Genomic DNA, 17,868 nt, shown 5'->3' on the forward strand with positions numbered 1-17,868 from the left:
GCCCCTCAGTGACGGTTGATGCCGTTGGCGTAGCTTTCGCTGCGATGCAGATCCTGCGGGCTGCCGGGGTGGCCGCGCTGTATCGCCGGCGCCGCCCCTGCGCGGGCGTCCAGCTCGCCGGGCTTGCGCTGGTCCCAGCCCAGGGCGCGGCGGAAGGCGCCGATGCGGCCGTCGGCCAGCAGCTGCGCGGCATCCAGGCCGGGCAGCGGATAGGCTTCCGGCGCCACGTAGAGGGCATCCGGCGCGCAATAGGCCTCGCACAGGAAGCAGCTGCAGCAATCCTGCTGGCGGGCGACGTAGGGCAGGCCGTCGCCGTCGGCCTCCAGCACGTCGTTGGGACAGACACGCACGCAGGCAAGGCAGCGCACGCAGCGCGGCTCGAGTATCAGTTCGATCACTTCTCGCGGTTCCGGCAGTGGAAAAGCGCGGATTCCGCAAGGGGCGTGCCAAAGACCACTCTCCCAGCAGGGCCGCCTCATGCGCCTGCCAGGGCGGCACGGCACTGCTGCAGACGGGGCAGCAATTGCTGCGCGGCGGGCAGCGCTGGCCGTAGAAAAGCAGCCCCGCCGGCCCCAGTTTCAGGCCAGCTCCAGACCAGCCTCAGACCGCCTCTACCGCCTTCTCCGCCCCTCCGAACTGGCTCCGGTACAGCCCGTGATACACCCCTTGCCGCTGCAGCAATTCCGCATGGGTACCGGCTTCGGCGATGCGTCCCCCGGCAATCACCAGGATGCGGTCGGCCGTCTCTATGGTGCTCAGGCGGTGGGCGATGACGAAGCTGCTGCGGCCGCGCAGCAGCAGCTTCATCGCCGCCTGCAGCCTGGCCTCGCTGCGGCTGTCTATGCTGCTGGTGGCTTCGTCCAGGATGAGGATGGCGGGGTCGGCCAGCAGGGCGCGGGCGATGGTGAGCAGCTGGCGCTGGCCCTGGCTGAGATTGCCGCCGTTGCCGGCCACCGGGGTGTCGTAGCCCTGCGGCAGGCTGCGGATGAAGTCGTCCGCCTGCACCAGGCGGGCCACCTCCTCCACCTCGGCGTCGCTCGCCTGCGGCCGGCCGAAGCGGATGTTCTCGCGCACGCTGACGGAGAACAGCTGCGCCTCCTGCAGCACCATGCCGCAGTGGGCGCGCAGGGCGTCGCGGTCCAGTTCGCGGATGTCGCGGCCATCCACCAGGATGGTGCCGGCATCCGGCTCGTAGAAGCGCATCAACAGGTTGACGATGGTGCTCTTGCCGGCGCCGGTGGGGCCGACCAGGGCGATGCTGCTGCCGGCCTCAGCATGGAAGTCGATGCCGCGCAGCACCGGCCTGTCCGGCTGGTAGCCGAAGGACACGCCGCGGAACTCGACCTCGCCGCGCACCGCCTGCGGCCGCGCGCCGCCGCCGGGCTCGCCGGCCTCGTCCAGGATGTCCAGCACCCGCTCGGCGCCGGCCAGCGCCGACTGGGCGAGGTTGAACTGGTTGGCGAAATCGTTGATCGGCCGCTCGATCTGGCGCGAATAGTTGAGGAAGGCGATGACCACGCCGAGGGAGGTGTGGCCCCGGAGCGCCAGCCAGCCGCCCACCGCCGCCATCAGCGCGTAGGCGGCGTTGTTCATCGCATTCATCGCCGGCCCCATGGTGCCGGCCATGATCTGCGCCCGCGTCGCCGCCTCGCGCACCTGGGCGTTGAGGCCGGCGAAGGTACGCAGCGCCTCGCCCTCGCGGCGGCAGGCCTGCACCACTTTCTGGCCGGACAGGGTTTCCTCCATGAAACCGCTCAGCTCGCCCATGCTCGCCTGCTGGGCGGAGAAATGGCGCCGGGTGCGGCGCGCCACCGCGCGGGTGGCCAGCGCCACCAGCGGCACCACCAGCAGCGCCAGCAGGGTCAGCCAGGGGTCCAGCCACAGCATGATGGCGAGCGAGCCGAACAGCATCACCACGCTGGTGAGCAGCTGCGGCAGCGCCTGGTTGAGGAACAGCGCGATCAGCTCGATGTCGTTGGTGGCGCGGCTCATCAGCTCACCGTGGCTGCGGCGGGCGAAGAAGGCCAGCGGCAGGCCCTGCAGGGTTGCGAACAGGCGGCTGCGCAGCGCGGTCACCGTGCGCTGCGAGACGATGATCATCAGCCGCGACTGCGCCCAGGTGAGGCCGGCGGCGCCGAGGTAGACCGCCAGCAGCCAGGCGCAGGCGCCGGCCAGGCCGTCCAGCGTGCGCGGCACCACGTTGGCATCCACCACCCGGCCGATCAGCCAGGGGCCGAGCAGGCCGAGGCCGGTGCCCAGCAGGGTGAGGACGAAGGCCAGCACCAGGCCGCCGCGCTGAGCGCCGATGCCGGCCCACAGCCGGCGCAGGGTGGAGCCGGTATCGCGGGCGCTGCCTCCGGCGCCGGCGGCGGGCTGGGGGGCGATGCCCTGCAAGGGTTGCGGCCTAATCATGGAACACCTTCTCCAGCGCGGCTTGGCCGCGGTGGATCTCGCGGTAGGCGGCGGAGGTGCTCATCAGCCCGGCATGGCTGCCCTGGGCGAGGATGCGGCCCTGCTCCAGCACCACGACGAAGTCGGCGGCCAGCGCGGCGGCGGCGCGCTGCGCCACCATCAGGCAGGTGGCCTGCGGCAGCAGCGCCTTGATGCCGCCGAGGATGCGCGCCTCGGTGGCGAGGTCCACCGCGCTGGTGGCGTCGTCCAGGATGAGGATGGGCGGCCGCGGCAGCAGCGCGCGGGCGATGGCGAGGCGCTGGCGCTGGCCGCCGGAGAGGTCGGCACCGCGCTGGCCGAGCACGGTGTCGTAGCCCTGCGGCAGGCGCAGGATGAAGTCGTGGGCCTGGGCGGCGCGGGCGGCGGCCTCCACCGCGGCTGCGTCCGCCGCCGGGCTGGCGTAGCGGATGTTGTCGCGCACGCTGCCGGAGAACAGCACCGTCTCCTGCTGTACATAGCCGATCTGCCCACGCAGCCAGGCCGGGTCCAGCCGGCGCAGGTCCATGCCGGCCAGCCGCAGCGCGCCCTCGTCCGCATCGTAGAAGCGCGGCACCAGCCCCAGCAGCGCCGACTTGCCGGCGCCGACGCTGCCGAAGAGGGCGACGGTGGCGCCGGCCGGCACCGTCAGCGTCAGCGCGTCCAGCGCCGGCCGCAGCGCGCCGGGGTAGCGGAAGGTGACGCGGTCGAAGCAGATCTCCGGGCCGCAGCCGCGCTCCGCTACCGCCTGCAGCTCAGGCTGCTGCGGCTGCGCCGGCGCGACGATCTCCGGCCGCTCGGCGAACACCGCGTTCACCCGCTCCGCCGCCACCCTGGCGCGGGAATAGTTCATCAGCAGCATGCCGATGGAGGTGAGCGAGGACAGGATCATGGTGGCGTAGTTGATGAAGGCCACCAGCTCGCCGGCGCTCAGGCTGCCCGCCTCCACCCTCAGGCCGCCGAACCACAGCACGGCGACGATGGCGCAGTTGAGCGCGAAGGTGAGCAGCGGCACGTTGAGGGTGACGATGTGCCAGGCGCGTATCGCCGCCCCGGCGTAGTCGGCATTGGCGGCGTCGAAGCGCTGCCGCTCGCGCTCGCCGCCGACGAAGGCCTTCACCACCCGTATGCCGGCGAGGTTCTCCCGCAGCACCAGGTTCACCGCGTCCAGCTTCTGCTGCACCTGGGCGAACAGCGGCACCGACCAGCGGATCAGCAGGTAGAGCACGCCGAACAGCGGCGGCACCACCGCGAGCAGGATGAGCGCCAGCGCCGGGCTGATGCCCACCGCCATCGCCATGCTGCCCAGCACCAGCAGCGGCGCGCGCACGAAGACGCGCAGCAGCATCATGACGAACTGCTGCAGCTGGGCGACGTCGCTGCCCAGCCGGGTGATCAGCGAGGCGGTGCCGATGCGCTCCAGGTTGCCGAAGCTGAAGGCCTGGGTGGCGGCGAAGAGATCGCGCCGCAGGTCGCTGGAGAAGGCCACCGCCGCCTTGCTCGAATACACCGTGCAGCCCACGCCGCCGACCAGGCCGAGCAGCGCGCACAGCAGCATCAGCAGGCCGCTCCGGCCGACATGAGCGAGATCGCCCTGCATCACGCCCTGGTCGACGATGCTCGCCATCAGCCGCGGCTGCATCAGGTCCATGGACACTTCCAGGACCATCAGCAGCGGCGCGAGCAGGCTCGCTACCCAGTACGGCCTGAGGTAGGAAAGGAGTTTCAGCATGCTTTCTTGTTGTTTGGGAAGGCTGGCGGGGTTGAGAGGGATGGGTTTCAGGCGGCGTGGCTGGCAAGCTTGGGGAGAGTATCGCAGCGACGGGCTTTGCCCCCTCGCCAGCCCCGCGGCTTGCCGGCCACAGAGCGCTGCGGGCGAAGCGATGCTTCGCCTTTTTCCGCCTTGGCCCCGCGAGGGGAAAGGGGAAAGAGGAAAACGCTCCCGTGTGCGCGGCAGCGCTCCCCTCAAATCCCCCCGCTCTCGATCAGCGCATACGCCGAATGGTTGTGGATGGATTCGAAGTTCTCCGACTCCACCCGCCACGCCGACAGCCTGCTGTCAGCACGCAGACGCAGCGCGATATCCCGCACCAGATCCTCGACGAACTTGGGGTTCTCGTAAGCCCGCTCCGTCACCCACTTTTCATCCGCGCGCTTGAGCAGGCCGTACAGCTCGGACGAAGCCTCCTCTTCCGCCACCCGCGCCAGTTCCTCCAGCGTCAGCGGTGCGCGCGGCGCCACCGTCAGGGTGATGTGGGAGCGCTGGTTGTGGGCGCCGTAGGCAGAGATTTCCTTGGAACAGGGACACAGGCTGGTCACCGGCACCACCAGGCTCAGCGTCTGCCGGGGCGGCTCGCCGAGGGCGCCGTCCACCTCCACCGTGGCGTCGATGTCCAGCAGGCTGGCGATGCCGGACACCGGCGCGCGCTTCTCCAGGAAGCAGGGAAAGCGGAACTGGATGCGGCCGCGCTCCGACTCCAGCCGCGCCAGCATGTGGGCATGCAGGGCGGCGAAGGCGGCGCTGTCGAACACGGTGCCGCGCGACTCCTCCAGCACGGCGACGAAGCGCGACATGTGCGCGCCCTTCACCGCGGCCGGCAGCGCCACCGTGCTCTCCACCGTGGCCACGGTGTGCGCCACCGTGCCGTCGGCGCCGCGCAGCGCCAGCGGATGGCGCAGGCCGCGGACGCCGACGCGCTGTATCGCCAGCGCGCGCTCGTCCGCACTCGCCTGCACATCCGGCAGGCGCAGGAAATCCGGTGCATTCACGACTCGGCGGCCTCCTCGCCGGCGGCTTCCTCGCCCGGCGCCTGCCAGCCGGCGCCCAGCAGGCCGAAACGCTTCAGCTGGGCGCGCAGCACGTTGCGGGAGATGCCCAGGCGCTTGGCCGTCTGCACCTGGTTCTCGCGGGAGAAGGCGAAGGCGGTCTTCACCAGTTCCTCCTCCACCGCCTCGTAGAGCCGCTCATGGCCCTGCTCCAGCATGCGGCGGATCACGCAGGCCAGGCGCGGCCCCTCGGCCACCGGCTCGGCGTTCCAGCTGCCCGGCGTCGCCGCCAGCAGGCTGGCCTCGCCGCGCGGCAGGCGCAGGTCGCCCACGTCCACCTTGCCTTCGCGGGAGACGATGAGGGCGTAATGCACCACGTTCTCCAGCTCGCGGATGTTGCCCGGCCAGTCGTAGTTGAGCAGCGCGCATTCGGCGGCGGAACTCAGCGTTACCGACTGCAGCGCCAGCTTGCGCCGGTAGCGGTCCACGAAGTGCCATACCAGCGGCATTATGTCGCCCGGCCGCTCACGCAGCGGCGGCAGCTGCACCGAGGCGACGTTGAGGCGGTAATACAGGTCCATGCGGAAGTTGCCGGCGCGCACCGCGCGGGCCAGATCGACGTTGGTGGCCGCCACCAGGCGCACGTCTATCGGTATCGGCTTGCGCGCGCCGATGCGCACCACGCAGCGCTCCTGCAGCACCCGCAGCAGCTTCACCTGCATGGCCAGCGGCAGGTCGCCGATCTCGTCCAGGAACAGGGTGCCGCCGTTGGCGGCCTCGAACCAGCCGGCGCGGGCCTGGGAGGCGCCGGTGTAGGCGCCGGCCTCATGGCCGAACAGCTCGGCCTCGACCAGGTTGTCGCTGAAGGCACCGCAGTTCACCGCCACGAAGGGGCCGTTGCGACCGCTCTGCTGGTGGATGTGGCGGGCGATCAGCTCCTTGCCGGTGCCGGTCTCGCCGACGATCAGCACGGTGGCTTCGCTGGCCGCAACCCGGCCCACCTCTTCCAGCAGGCCGACCGAGCGCGGATCGTGGAACACCAGCGCGCGCGCCCGGATGGAGAGGGAATGCGCCTCCGGCGAAGAGAAGGTGAGCAGCGGCGCCGCCTCCCGCTTCCCGTCGTCGTGCAGTTGATACACAGATTGGCTCATCGTCGATCCTTCGTTTTGCGTCGCAAAAAGGATCGTCCACCGCCCGAGCGCGGCCAACCAAGATTAAGTGACTTGTAATCCATCGTTTCACGAATATGACCAACGTGTTGCGGCTGCAATGCCCGCCCCGCGCCAGTTCGCGCCCCCTGTTGTTTCGTTTTCGGTACAGGCGGGCGGCGCCCTTGCCCGCTGTTTCCGGGGTGTTCAGCAAGAAGCGCACCCAGTTGCGACCCGCGCGCTCCGCCGGGCCGCATCCCGCGTATCCATGCGGAATGCGCCATGCCAGGCGCGCTTCCGGCCGCTTCCCGTTCGCCGCGCCGGCTGCTGCAAGCGCAGCAAGTCACAACAGGAAATGCTGCGCCTGCAACATCGGCGCCGCCCCCGCAGCGCCGCCAGCCCGCTGCCTGCGGGCCTGGCGCCGTGGACCGCTAATTGCTGAAAGGCCGGCTTCGACTTTGCCGGTCGCACTTCCGTGTCCCTTCCGACTCTCAGTTCCTTGACTCACAGTTCCATTCCAGTCCCCAACGGTTCGCCCGCGCTGATGCCACATCCGCCGTCGGAGCACGCCACCCGGCCCGAACCGGCCGGCCCCGCCCAGGCTCATCCCCAAGGCCACGGCCCGCAGGCCGCGCCCGGGGAACAGCGCGCGCCGCAGGCGCCCGCCCTGCCCGCCTCGCCGCTGCAGTTCGTGCTGTATTTCGCCCGCGAACGGCCGCTGTGGTACCTGGGCATGGTGGCGCTGGAAGGCGGCCATGCCACCTGCAGCATCCTGCTGCCCTACGCCATCTCGGAGATCATCCGCGGCGTGACCGCGCTGGGCGGCGCCGGCACCGGCTGGCTGGAGGCGCTGCGCCTGCCGCTGCTGCTCTTCGTCGCCCTGGCGCTGGGCGAGGTAGTGCTGAGCCGCGCCGCCGGCACGCTGCAGTTCTATTTCGGCCCGCTGCAGCGCCAGGCGGTCACCCGCGCGCTCTACGCCTATCTGCAGCAGCACTCCCACCGCTACCTCAGCGACAACTTCGCCGGCGCGCTGGCGCACCGCATCGGCGAAACCTCGCTGGCGGTGAACCAGATCATGTGGGCCATCATCTTCGACTTCTGGCCGGTGGCCATCGTCATCGGCGTGTCGGTGGCGCTGCTGCTGGGCGCCCACCTGCAGCTGGCGGTGTTCGTGCTCGGCTGGGCGGTGGCCTTCGTCGCCCTGTCCTGGTGGCTGGCGACGCGCTGCCAGCCTTACGCGGTGCAGGCCGCCGCCGCGCGCAGCGAAACCACCGGCAAGCTGGTGGATTCGGTGACCAACCTGTTCTCCGCCCGCCTGTTCGCCCGCCTGGGCTTCGAGCGCCAGCACCTGGACCAGCACCTCGCCACCGAGCTGAAGGCGGTGCGGCGCTCGATGTGGTATTCGGAACGGGTGCGCTGGTTCCAGTTCGCCGCCGCCGCGGTGCTCAAGGTCGGCACGCTGTGGTATGCGCTCAGCCTGTGGAGCCAGGGGCTGATCGGCGTGGCCGAGTTCGTGCTCGCCACCAGCCTGTCGCTGCTCATCATCAACGAGGCGCGCAACCTCAGCCGCCGCTTCCTGGAGTTCTTCGAGTTCATCGGCAATGTGAACAACGGCGTGCGCACGCTGATCCGGCCGCACGAGCTGGTGGACCTGCCGCAGGCGCAGGCGGCCGTCATCCGCCGCGGCGAGATCGAGTTCCGCGGCATCGGCTTCGGCTATACGCCGGAGCAGCGCATCTTCGATGATCTCGGCCTGCGCATCCCGGCCGGCCAGCGCGTCGGCCTGGTGGGCTTCTCCGGCTCCGGCAAGTCCAGCTTCGTCAGCCTGCTGCTGCGCCTCTACGATCCGCAGCAGGGCCGCATCCTGGTGGATGGCCACGACATCCGGCTGATGCCGCAGGACAGCCTGCACGCCCAGATCGGCCTGATCCCGCAGGACCCCAGCCTGTTCCACCGCAGCCTGCTGGACAACATCCGCTACGGCCGGCTGGAGGCCAGCGACGCCGAGGTGGAGGACGCGGCGCGCAAGGCCCATGCGCACGACTTCATCGCCCAGATGAAGGACGGCTACCACGCCATGGTGGGCGAGCGCGGGGTGAAGCTCTCCGGCGGCCAGCGCCAGCGCATCGCCATCGCCCGGGTGATCCTGAAGAACGCGCCGGTGCTGATCCTGGACGAGGCCACCGCGGCGCTGGACTCGGTGACCGAGAAGGCCATCCAGGAGACGCTGGACGAGGCCATGCAGGGCAAGACGGTGATCGTGATCGCCCACCGCCTGTCCACCATCGCCCACCTGGACCGCATCCTGGTGTTCGACAACGGCCGCATCGTCGAGGACGGCAGCCATGCGGAGCTGCTCGCCCGCGGCGGCACCTATCACCGGCTGTGGTCCGGCCAGGCGGGTGGTTTTCTGTCGGACGAGGCGCCGGCCGGCGCCGGCAAGCCAACGCCCGCGCCGGCTGCCACCTCCCCGCTCGCCGATGCGCCGCCCAGCGATCCGCAGGACGCGCTGCCCGCCGACCCCGGCGGCGACCCGGAGGCCGAGGCGCCGCGCCCGGATCACGGCGCTTCCCTGCGGCCGGGCGCGGCGCCCTGAGATGGCGGAGTCTGTCCATCCCGCCGTGCAAACCGATCCGCCCGCGCGCAACTTCATCCTCTTCAGCGTCGGCCACGGCCTCTCCTCCATCGGCTCCTGGGCGCAGAAGACCGGCGTCGGCTGGCTCACCTGGGAGCTGACCCACTCGGTGGCCTGGGTGGGCACCATCGCCATGGCGGACCTGATCGCCGCGCTGTGGGTGGCGCCGCTGGCCGGCGCGGTGGCCGACCGCAGCAATCCCTACCGCCTGTTCTGCCTTACCCAGGCGCTGACGCTGCTGCTGGCGCTGGTGCTGTGCGCGGCCACCGCCACCGGCGCCATCACCATCCACGGCCTGCTGCTGTTCGCGGTGGCGGAATCCACGCTGCAGGGCTTCAACCAGCCGGTGCGCATGCTCATCAACGGCCTGCTGGCACCTCGCGAACGCCTGTCGCAGGCCATCGCCGCCAACTCCATCGCGGTGGCGGTGGCGCGCAGCGTGGGGCCGGCCGCCGCCGGGCTGGCGATGTACTTCGGCCCGGTGGCGCTGGTGTTCGCCCTCAACGCCCTGTCCTTCCTCGCCATCCTGGGCGTGATCGTGCACCTGCGCCGCTGGCTGGACCGCCCGCCGCTGGCGCGCGGCGCGGCGCTGGCCGGCGACGTGGTGGAAGGCTTCCGCTACGTGCTGCGCACACCGGAGATCGCCGCGGTGATCTTCCTCGCGCTGGCCTTCTCGCTGCTGGCGCGCCCCTTCTCGGAGCTCTTCCCCGCCTTCGCTGGCGAAGTCTTCGGCGGCGGGCCGGAGATCCTTTCCATGCTGATGAGCGCCCAGGGCCTGGGCGCCCTGCTCGGCGCCCTGCTGATGCTGCGCGGCCGCGACAGCCAGGCGCTGGCGCGCAGTGTGCTCGTCACCGGCCTGGGCCTCGCCGCCTCCCTGCTGGCCTTCACCGCCACCCCCTCGCTGCAGGTGGCGCTGCCGGCCATGGTGGCCGCGGGCCTGTTCCACGTCATCTGCAACATCGCCATGCAGTCGCTGTGCCAGCTGCAGAGCGCGCCGGCGCTGCGCGGCCGGGTGGTGGCGCTGTACGGCCTGATCTTCCGCACCGGCCCGGCGGTGGGCGCCTTCCTGATCACCCAGGCAGCGCACTGGGCGGCGCTGAGCGCACTGGTGGCCGGCTGCGCCCTGGCCTACGGCGCCCTGCTGATCGCCACCCTGCCGGCTACCCGTCGCGCCGGGCTGCATGCGGCGGCGAGGGTGGAGGAGTGAGTGCGGTCTTGCCCTCTCCCACCTCAGGCTCCCACCTCAGCCTCCCATCTCCCAAAACCATAAAACTCCCACCCGATGGCTCCCCAAGAACTCCCCAAGCGCATTCCCCTAATCGTTGCCGGCGCCTTCTTCATGCAGGTGCTGGACGGCGCCATCATCAACACCTCGCTGCCGCAGATGGCGGCCTCCTTCGGCGTGCAGGCGCTGGATCTCAGCCTGGGCGTGACCATCTACATGCTGGCGGTGGCGGCCTTCATTCCGGCCAGTGGCTGGCTGGCGGACCGCTTTGGCAGCCGCAACGTGTTCGCCGCCGCCATCCTCATCTTCAGCCTGGCCTCGCTGGCCTGTGGCATGGCGGACAGCCTGCCGGCCTTCGTCGCCGCCCGGGCGCTGCAGGGCGTGGGCGGGGCCTTGATGACGCCGGTGGGGCGCATGGTGGTGCTGCGCAACACCTCCAAGGCCGGGCTGCTGCAGGCCACCGCGCTGATCACCTGGCCGGCCTTGATTGCGCCGGTGTTCGGGCCGGCGCTGGGTGGCTTCATCACCACCTATGCCTCCTGGCGCTGGAATTTCCTCATCAACCTGCCGCTGGGCGTGGTGGGGCTGGGGCTGGTGCTGCGCTACATCCCCAACCTGCGGGACGAGGCGCACCGCCGCTTCGACGGCCGCGGCTTCGTGCTCGCCGCCTGCGCGCTGGTGCTGCTGCTCCGCGGCCTGGAATCGGTCGGCCGCGCCGGCGCCAACCTGGTCGTGGCGGCGCTGTGCTGCGCCATCGGCAGCCTGCTCGGCGTCGCCGCGCTACGCCACTTCCGCCGCGCCAGGGAGCCGCTGCTGGATCTCTCCGCCTTCGCCGCGCCCACCTTCACCCTGTCCACGCTGAGCGGCGGCTTTTTCTACCGCATCGCCATCAGCGCCACGCCCTTCCTGCTGCCGCTGCTGTTCCAGATCGGTTTCGGCCTGAATCCCTGGCAGTCCGGGCTGATGATCCTGGCCTATTTCGCCGGCAACCTCGGCATGAAGACGGTGACCACGCCGCTGCTGCGCCGCTTCGGCTTCCGCCAGGTGCTGGTGGGCAACGGCGTGCTGGGCGCGCTCGCCATCGCCGCCTGCGGGCTGCTGCAGGCCGACACGCCGGGCTGGATCGCCGCCGCGCTGCTGGTGGCCGCCGGGCTGACGCGCTCCATGCAGCTCACCGCGCTGAGCACTCTCACCTTCGCAGACACCGAGCCGCGCCAGCGCAGCTCCGCCTCCACCCTTTCGAGCATGGTGCAGCAGGTGTCCATGATCCTCGGCGTGGCGGTGGCGGCGCTGGTGATGAAGCTCTCCCAGGCGCTGCATGGCGCCGACGCGCCGCTGCTGGCGGACTTCCGCAACGCCTTCTTCGTCGTCGGCCTGATCGGTCTGCTGGCGGCGCTGCGCTTCCTGCGGCTGGCGCCGGATGCCGGCGCGGAGGTGAGCGGCCAGGTCGCCCGGCAGGCGGCCTGAAGCCGGCCCGGCGGCCGGCCGGCAGCAGTGCTGCTGCGCGACCACCAATCCAGCGCCGCGGGCTGTTGAATCCGCAGCAGCCCGCGGCGGGGCGGTGGGTACGAAACGCAGCCAAGCACTTGTAGCGACAGGGAAATCCCGCTTTTCACCCCAGTGGTATGGCTCTTGCTGACGGGGTAGCGGAACACGCCGGCGCCGGAGCGCCGCGCAGCCCTGGCCCACAGCGCTTGCCCACTACCTAGCCCCCAACAAGGAGCCATCATGAATCCTCCCGCCGCTGCCCTTTCCCGCCCGGCCAGCCAGCCGCTGGCGGCCAACCCGGCGGGGCACGGACGATGAGCTCGGCGCTGGGCAGGAAGGTGGCGCCGGACGCCACCGGCGGCGCGGGGGCGCAGGCCCACGAGGCACCGGCGATGCATCTGGTGGCCAGCGGCAGCGAGGCGGCGCTGCAACTGCCCGCCGCCGCCGGCCAGGCGCCTTTCGTCTGGGAGCCGATGCTGGCGCGACTGCGGCATGGCGCGCCTCTGGCCGCCCAGTACGCACTGTTCCCGCTCTCGGTGCTGCTGGTGTGGTGGTACGCCAGCGGCACCGAGCTGCTGCCGTCCAACATCCTGCCCAGCCCGGGCGCGGTGTTCGCCAGCTTCCTCGATCTGCTGCATGGCGGCGACATCTCGGAGCATCTCTTCATCAGCCTGTGGCGGGTGGCGCAGGGCGCGGCGCTGGGGCTGGTACTCGGCCTGGCGCTGGGCGTCGCGCTGGGCGCCTCGCCGGCCTTCGAGAGCTGGATAGGGCCGAGCTTCCGCATCCTGGTGCAGATTCCCTCCATCGCCCTGATTCCGCTGCTGATGATGGTGCTGGGCATAGACGACAGCCTGAAGCTCTTCATCATGACCAAGGCCTGCGTGGTGCCGCTGGCGCTGGTGACGGCCGACGGCATCCGCAACATTCCGCCCACCTACCTGGAAGTGGCGCGGGTGATGAAGCTGAGCCGGTGGACGCTGTACCGCCGGGTGGTGCTGCCGGGCGCGATGCCGGCCATCGCCACCGGCGTGCGCCAGGGCGTGGCCCATGTGTGGGTGGCGCTGGTGGCGGTGGAAGTGATGGCCTCTGCAGAAGGCATCGGCTACCTGATGACCTGGAGCCGGCAGATCTTCCAGCTGGACGTGGTGCTGGTATGCGTGGCCCTGATCGGCCTGATCGGCTTCAGCCTGGACTATGGCCTGCGCCGGGCGGAAAGCCGGCTGCTGCGCTGGCGGGGCCGGGAATGAGCGGCGCCGCCCTGCCCATGCTGCTGGCCGGCCTGCGGGCGGATGGCGCGCTCGCCTTCTCGCTTGCCTCGATGGCTGGCAGCGAAGCCGCCCGGCTGGAGAGCGGCCGGCTGGAGAGCGGCCGGCTGGAGACCGGCCCGACGCCCGTTGCCGATGGCGGCCGCGCCACGCCACGGATGCCGGCCGCCCGGCCCGCTCCCGCTCAGGGAGGCGCGCGATGAACCAGTCCGCCGCGTTTTCCCCGCTGCACCGCCTGTGGCACAGCCGCCGTTTCCGCGGCCTGGTGCCGCCCGCCTTGCTGCTGGTGCTGTGGTGGCTGGCCACCACGCATGAATGGGTGAGCCCGCTGGTGCTGGTGCCCTTCGGCCAGCTCTACGACGCCGCGCTGGACCCGCAGGTGTTCCATTCGCTGGCCGAGGGCATCGCCTCCACTTTCGGCCGCCTGCTGCAGGGCTACGGCATCGGCATTGGCATCGGTCTGGCGCTGGGCGTGGGCATGGGCCTGTCCAAAGCCTTCGACCGCATCATGGGGCCCAGCTTCCACGCGGTACGGCAGGTCGCCATCCTGGCCTGGATCCCGCTGCTCACCGCCTGGTTCGGCACCGGCGACCTGTGCAAGATCGTGTTCGTCGCCATCGCCGCCGCCAAGCCGGTGGTCATGGGCGCCTTCGAGGGCGTGCGCAGCACCCCGGCGCAGCTGCTGGAGGTGGGCCGGGTGCTGGGCTTTTCCCGGCTGAAGATGCTGCGCTGGGTGATCCTGCCCTCGTCCGCGCCGGCCATCGTCACCGCGCTGCAACTGTCGCTGATCTATTCCTGGTTCGCCGCCATCGGCGCGGAGTACGTCATTGGCGTGATGTCCGGCGGCATCGGCTCGGTGGTCATGGGCGCACAGGAACACTTCCGCACCGACGTCGTGCTGCTGGGCGTGACCCTGATCGCCGCCACCGGCGTGGCCATGAACAAAGGCCTGCGCGGCCTGCCGGACTACCTGTTCCGCTGGCGCACGCGCGCTTGAACATGCCGGGCGGAACGGCACACGGGCCTTGCCTTCTCCGGCACGCGCGCGGCGCCGGCTGGCGGCGCTTCGATCCGATCACCACGCCGCCACCGGCCTGACTTCCCGTTTTCCCTTCCCGTTTTCCCTTCCCGTTTTCCCTTCCCGCTTTCCCTTCCCACTGCCGTCCCCCGACGGACCTCCCCTTCCCCCAGCCACGGAAACTCCCGATGAAACGCGTCAGCTCCCTCTACCGCCGCGGCCTGCTGCTCCTGCTCGCCGCCCTGCTCCCCGCTGCCGCCAGCGCCGCAGCCAACACCAGCGATGTGCCGGACAAGATCGTGTTCGGCGAGGTCGGCGGCACCAACGTCACCACCACCGGTGGCAAGCCGGTCAGCGTCGGCCTGGTCGCGCTGAGTGAGCACCTGGGCTACTTCGAGCAGGAATTCGGCAAGAACGGGCCGAAGATCGAGCAGATCTTCTTCGCCGGCACCGGCCCGGCGCAGAACGAGGCGCTGGCCCAGGGCTCCATCGACTTCGGCACCTACGGCGGCGTGCCCAACGTCATCGGCCTCGCCGGCGGCATTCCGGCGCACATCGTCCTCACCCGCCGCGCCACCGGCTCCGGCACCTACTATCTGGCGGTGCAGTCCGGCTCGTCCTACAAGACGGTCGCCGATCTGAAAGGCAAGCGCATCACCGTGCAGAAGGGCACCAACCCCTATCGCTCGCTGATCCAGCTGCTGGAATCCAAGGGCCTGCAGGAGAAGGATGTGACGCTGGTGAACCTGCAGGGCGCCGAAGCGCTGGTGGCCTTCAACGCCGGCGCGGTGGACGCGGTGTTCGGCGGGGTGAACCTGCTGATCCTGCGCGACCAGGGCAAGCTGCGCGTGCTCGACGGCACCCGCGACTTCGCCAACGACAACAGCCAGAGCGGCATGCTGGTTTCCAGCAAGTTCGAGAAGGCCCACCCGGACACCGTCCGCCGGGTGGTGAAGGTGCTGCTGCGCACCGCCCACTGGGCCTCGGAAGAACAGAACCGCGAAACCCTGCTGCGCTTCGTCGCCGAACGCAGCGTGGGCTACCAGTACGTCAAGGAAGACTACGAAGGCTCGCTGAAGGCGCGCTTCAACCCGCTGGTGGACGAAACCTCGGTGGCCGCCTACGACGAGCTGGTGAAGTTCGCGGTGAAGCACAAGCTGATCCGCAAGGGCGCCGACGAGCAGACCATACGCAGCTGGTTCAAGCCGGAGTATCAACAGGCGGCGGTGAAGGAGCTGAAGCTGGAGGGGTACTGGACGGCGGAGTGAGGAAAGGCAAGCCGCTCCCCCTGGGCGGCAGCGACGGAAGCCATCGGCGCCAGCCGGTGGCTTTTTTGTTGCCGACCGTCCAGACCCACCAACTGGACGCTCATATCCATACTATGGATACTTCCCGGATCTGAAGCGCCAAGGAGCTCCGCCATGACCATGCACATCAATCTCTCGCCGGAGATGGAGAATTTCATCAAGGGCAAGGTCGCCAGCGGTTTCTATGGCAGCGCCACCGAGGTCATCCGCGACGCGATCCGGCGCATGCAGGCCGAGGAATCCCGGGTGCAGGCCTGGCACGCCGCGATCCAGCAAGGCGATGCCGAACTGGACCGTGGCGAGGGCATCCCCTACACCGCGGATACCTTGGACGACATCACCGCGACAGCCATCAAGAGCCTACGCAGCGGCAAGCGGATGGACCCGGATGTCCTCCCCTGAAGCACCGCGCAGGATCGCCCTTTCACCGCGGGCGAAACAGGACTTCATCGACATCCTGCGCTACACCGGCGAAACCTGGGGACAGGAACAGCTGCATGCCTACCGGAACAAGCTCGACGGCGCCCTTCAGCGGATCGCCCGCAATCCCTCGATAGGAAACCGCGCCCCCGAACTGCCCGAAACCCACAGGCTGTATTTCGCCGGTTCGCACGTCATCGTTTATCGCGCTCAGGATTCGTCGATCGCGCTGGTGCGCATCCTTCATCAGCGCATGAGCCTGACAAGGCACCTCTAGCTCGGAAAGCAGTGCCCTGGCGCCGGCAGCACCTGCCTATCCCGCCGGAGGACACGCCCACCTGAACAGGAGGAAAGCCGCCGGGCAGCAAGCGACACTGCTGCCCGGCGGCTGTTCGTTCATGCCAGTCCACTCCAGATGATGAAGGCCCGATGCAATCCGTGTCCGGCTTGAAAACCCTTGTCCATCAGGCACTGCTGCATCATCAGGGTGTGGAAGCGGTACTCAAGCCGGCACCGCCTCCTCCGCCACCGCCCGCAAGGGCTCCCGCGACACCCGGATTTCGTCCAGCCCTTCGACCAGGATGCGGTCCCGCTGCGCTGGATCGGCTTGCGGATGCTCCTGCAGCCGGTGCAGGCCGCGTGTCTCGGTGCGCTGGCGGGCGGCGCGGTAGATCCAGCGGGCGCCGGCGAGCAGCGCTGCGGTTTCGCGCGCTTCCACCACCTCGCGCACGCTGCCGCCGAGCAGGCTGTGGCGGTGCTGGCCCCACAGGCCGTCGAGGCGCTGCAGCGAGGCCTGCATGCCGCCCAGGCTGCGGAACACGTTCTTCTCGATGGGCAGGATTTCCGCCTGCACCGCGGCGCGCAGCTCACGCACCTGCGCTATTCCGTTCGCAGCGCCCGGCGCGCGCAGGCCCAGGCCACCGAGGCCGACCGCCGGCCGCTGGCGCACCGCGGCGCCCGGTCCGGCGGCGAAGGCGGCGGCGGCGGCGCCCGCCCACTCGCCGGAGGCCAGGCACCAGGCCACCGCCGGGCCGGCGCCGCTCATCTGCGCGCCAGTCATGTGAGTGCGGTCGGTGACGTCGCCGGCGGCATAGAGGCCGGGCACGTCGGTGGCGCCCTCGCCATCCACCACCAGGCCGCCGACGCCGCGCACATGGCCTTCGTAGAGCAGGCCCAGCGGGAACTTGTCCTTGAAGGGGTCGATGCCGGCGCGCTCGAAGAACTGGAACAGGTTGGCGGTGCGGCGGGCGAAGCGCGGCATCTCCGCGTTGCCGCGGTTGATGGTGGCGTAGGCGGCGCCGGTCTCCATCACCGCGCGGGCCACGTCCGGCACCGCGCCCCAGCCGTTCTCCGGCAGTTCGCGGCCGGCGCCGTCGTAGAAGGTGGCGCTGCCGTACCAGAAGCCCTTGGTGGTCTGGCTGCCGGCCGGGGTGATGCCGTAGTGGCCGCTGAACTCCACCGCCACCAGCCGGGCGCCGGCCTCGACGCCGAACAGGTGGCCGTCGCCGGTGACGCCGTTGGTGCCCATGGCGCCGGAACGGAAAGCGTTGCCGCCGGTGGCGAGGATCACCGCGCCGGCGCGCACCGCCCAGCTCTCCTCGCTCTGGCGGTTCACCCCGGCAGCGCCGGTGACGATGCCGTCGCTGGCGAGCAGCTCCAGCGCCGGGCTGTGATCCAGGATGCGCACGCCGGCCTTGAGCAGCGCGGTGCGCAGGAAGTGCAGCGAGTACGGGCCGTTGAAGCTGGTGAGGCGGGGCTCACCGCCGAAGGGGTTGCCGCCCGGACGGCCGGGGTTGGGCTCGAAGCCCATCTCCTTCAGCCGCAGGCCGATGCGGTAGGTTTCGTCATACACCATGCGGGCGAGGCCGAGATCGTCCAGCCCGGCGGCGGCCTCGCGGCGGCCATGGAGCACCTTGTGGTTGTGCTCCTCCTTGCCCGGCACGGTATGCGCGCCACCGGCGGTGGCGGCGGCGACCACGCCGGCGGTGCCGACATAGCCCTTCTCGGCCAGGACCACGCTGGCGCCGGCGCGGCGCGCGGCCAGCGCCGCCCAACAGCCGGTGAGACTGCCGCCGATGACGAGTACATCAGTGCTGAGGTGGAGGTTGTGGCTGTCGCCGCCCACCTCCTGCTGTTGCGGATAGAAGCTCATGCTGTGGTTTTCCCTGT

Annotated in this window: 15 protein-coding genes; 9 read left to right on the forward strand and 6 right to left on the reverse strand. The window is 70.4% G+C overall.

Features of this window, described 5'->3' with window-relative positions:
- Positions 1-5: 5 nt before the first annotated feature.
- The 5 genes from C7389_RS00970 to C7389_RS00990 form a co-directional block, all read right to left on the reverse strand.
- Positions 6-398: a 4Fe-4S dicluster domain-containing protein gene (locus C7389_RS00970; protein WP_211342496.1), complete on the reverse strand. Its 393-nt coding sequence runs from the start codon at positions 396-398 to the stop codon at positions 6-8.
- A 202-nt stretch (positions 399-600) separates the two neighbouring features.
- Positions 601-2,412, reverse strand: a complete 1,812-nt coding sequence (locus C7389_RS00975; RefSeq protein ID WP_133587466.1) for an ABC transporter ATP-binding protein — start codon at positions 2,410-2,412, stop codon at positions 601-603.
- The gene (locus C7389_RS00980; RefSeq protein WP_133587468.1) at positions 2,405-4,159 is read right to left on the reverse strand and encodes an ABC transporter ATP-binding protein; all 1,755 of its coding nucleotides are present in this window, start codon (positions 4,157-4,159) and stop codon (positions 2,405-2,407) included. The genes C7389_RS00975 and C7389_RS00980 overlap by 8 nt, the downstream gene beginning before the upstream one ends.
- A 233-nt stretch (positions 4,160-4,392) precedes the next feature.
- Positions 4,393-5,196, reverse strand: a complete 804-nt coding sequence (folE2, locus tag C7389_RS00985; protein WP_133587470.1) for a GTP cyclohydrolase FolE2 — start codon at positions 5,194-5,196, stop codon at positions 4,393-4,395.
- Positions 5,193-6,344 (reverse strand): sigma-54 interaction domain-containing protein, encoded by a 1,152-nt coding sequence (locus tag C7389_RS00990; RefSeq protein WP_133587472.1) that lies wholly within the window; start codon positions 6,342-6,344, stop codon positions 5,193-5,195. Before C7389_RS00990 ends, folE2 begins: the two co-directional genes overlap by 4 nt.
- Positions 6,345-6,885: 541 nt before the next feature.
- Between C7389_RS00990 and C7389_RS00995 the strand changes: the two genes are divergently transcribed.
- From C7389_RS00995 to C7389_RS01030, 9 genes are all read left to right on the forward strand, one after another.
- Positions 6,886-8,937, forward strand: a complete 2,052-nt coding sequence (locus C7389_RS00995; RefSeq protein ID WP_162851623.1) for an ABC transporter ATP-binding protein — start codon at positions 6,886-6,888, stop codon at positions 8,935-8,937.
- A gap of 25 nt (positions 8,938-8,962) precedes the next feature.
- On the forward strand, positions 8,963-10,183 hold the full coding sequence (locus C7389_RS01000) for an MFS transporter (RefSeq protein WP_162851624.1): 1,221 nt from the start codon (positions 8,963-8,965) through the stop codon (positions 10,181-10,183).
- A 75-nt stretch (positions 10,184-10,258) separates the two neighbouring features.
- Positions 10,259-11,668 (forward strand): MFS transporter, encoded by a 1,410-nt coding sequence (locus tag C7389_RS01005; protein WP_133587476.1) that lies wholly within the window; start codon positions 10,259-10,261, stop codon positions 11,666-11,668.
- A gap of 335 nt (positions 11,669-12,003) precedes the next feature.
- Positions 12,004-12,936, forward strand: a complete 933-nt coding sequence (locus tag C7389_RS01010) for an ABC transporter permease (RefSeq protein ID WP_133587478.1) — start codon at positions 12,004-12,006, stop codon at positions 12,934-12,936.
- Entirely contained in the window at positions 12,933-13,157 is a 225-nt protein-coding gene (locus C7389_RS24765; protein WP_162851625.1) for a hypothetical protein, read from the forward strand. Before C7389_RS01010 ends, C7389_RS24765 begins: the two co-directional genes overlap by 4 nt.
- Positions 13,154-13,951: an ABC transporter permease gene (locus C7389_RS01015; RefSeq protein ID WP_162851626.1), complete on the forward strand. Its 798-nt coding sequence runs from the start codon at positions 13,154-13,156 to the stop codon at positions 13,949-13,951. Before C7389_RS24765 ends, C7389_RS01015 begins: the two co-directional genes overlap by 4 nt.
- 209 nt (positions 13,952-14,160) lie before the next feature.
- On the forward strand, positions 14,161-15,240 hold the full coding sequence (locus C7389_RS01020) for an ABC transporter substrate-binding protein (protein WP_133587482.1): 1,080 nt from the start codon (positions 14,161-14,163) through the stop codon (positions 15,238-15,240).
- A 153-nt stretch (positions 15,241-15,393) separates the two neighbouring features.
- Entirely contained in the window at positions 15,394-15,681 is a 288-nt protein-coding gene (locus tag C7389_RS01025) for a type II toxin-antitoxin system ParD family antitoxin (protein ID WP_211168566.1), read from the forward strand.
- Positions 15,668-15,976 (forward strand): type II toxin-antitoxin system RelE/ParE family toxin, encoded by a 309-nt coding sequence (locus tag C7389_RS01030; protein ID WP_162851627.1) that lies wholly within the window; start codon positions 15,668-15,670, stop codon positions 15,974-15,976. Before C7389_RS01025 ends, C7389_RS01030 begins: the two co-directional genes overlap by 14 nt.
- 225 nt (positions 15,977-16,201) lie before the next feature.
- Here C7389_RS01030 and C7389_RS01035 read toward each other — a convergent pair whose 3' ends face one another.
- Positions 16,202-17,851 carry an FAD-binding protein gene (locus tag C7389_RS01035; protein ID WP_133587486.1) on the reverse strand — a complete coding sequence of 550 codons (1,650 nt, stop codon included), beginning with the start codon at positions 17,849-17,851 and terminating at the stop codon, positions 16,202-16,204.
- Between the last annotated feature and the right edge of the window lie 17 nt (positions 17,852-17,868).

This window comes from Azoarcus indigens (assembly GCF_004361735.1).
In the GTDB taxonomy this organism is placed as follows: Bacteria; Pseudomonadota; Gammaproteobacteria; order Burkholderiales; family Rhodocyclaceae; genus Azoarcus; species Azoarcus indigens.

What these genes read in the sequence shown, in the direction of transcription:
- C7389_RS00990 (WP_133587472.1), bottom strand. Translation starts at nt 6,344, where the DNA reads ATGAGCCAATCTGTGTATCAACTGCACGACGACGGGAAGCGGGAGGCG.
- C7389_RS01010 (WP_133587478.1), top strand. Translation starts at nt 12,004, where the DNA reads ATGAGCTCGGCGCTGGGCAGGAAGGTGGCGCCGGACGCCACCGGCGGC.
- C7389_RS01015 (WP_162851626.1), top strand. Translation starts at nt 13,154, where the DNA reads ATGAACCAGTCCGCCGCGTTTTCCCCGCTGCACCGCCTGTGGCACAGC.
- C7389_RS00975 (WP_133587466.1), bottom strand. Translation starts at nt 2,412, where the DNA reads ATGATTAGGCCGCAACCCTTGCAGGGCATCGCCCCCCAGCCCGCCGCC.
- C7389_RS01030 (WP_162851627.1), top strand. Translation starts at nt 15,668, where the DNA reads ATGTCCTCCCCTGAAGCACCGCGCAGGATCGCCCTTTCACCGCGGGCG.
- C7389_RS01035 (WP_133587486.1), bottom strand. Translation starts at nt 17,851, where the DNA reads ATGAGCTTCTATCCGCAACAGCAGGAGGTGGGCGGCGACAGCCACAAC.
- C7389_RS00980 (WP_133587468.1), bottom strand. Translation starts at nt 4,159, where the DNA reads ATGCTGAAACTCCTTTCCTACCTCAGGCCGTACTGGGTAGCGAGCCTG.
- C7389_RS01020 (WP_133587482.1), top strand. Translation starts at nt 14,161, where the DNA reads ATGAAACGCGTCAGCTCCCTCTACCGCCGCGGCCTGCTGCTCCTGCTC.
- C7389_RS01025 (WP_211168566.1), top strand. Translation starts at nt 15,394, where the DNA reads ATGACCATGCACATCAATCTCTCGCCGGAGATGGAGAATTTCATCAAG.
- C7389_RS01005 (WP_133587476.1), top strand. Translation starts at nt 10,259, where the DNA reads ATGGCTCCCCAAGAACTCCCCAAGCGCATTCCCCTAATCGTTGCCGGC.
- C7389_RS00995 (WP_162851623.1), top strand. Translation starts at nt 6,886, where the DNA reads ATGCCACATCCGCCGTCGGAGCACGCCACCCGGCCCGAACCGGCCGGC.
- C7389_RS24765 (WP_162851625.1), top strand. Translation starts at nt 12,933, where the DNA reads ATGAGCGGCGCCGCCCTGCCCATGCTGCTGGCCGGCCTGCGGGCGGAT.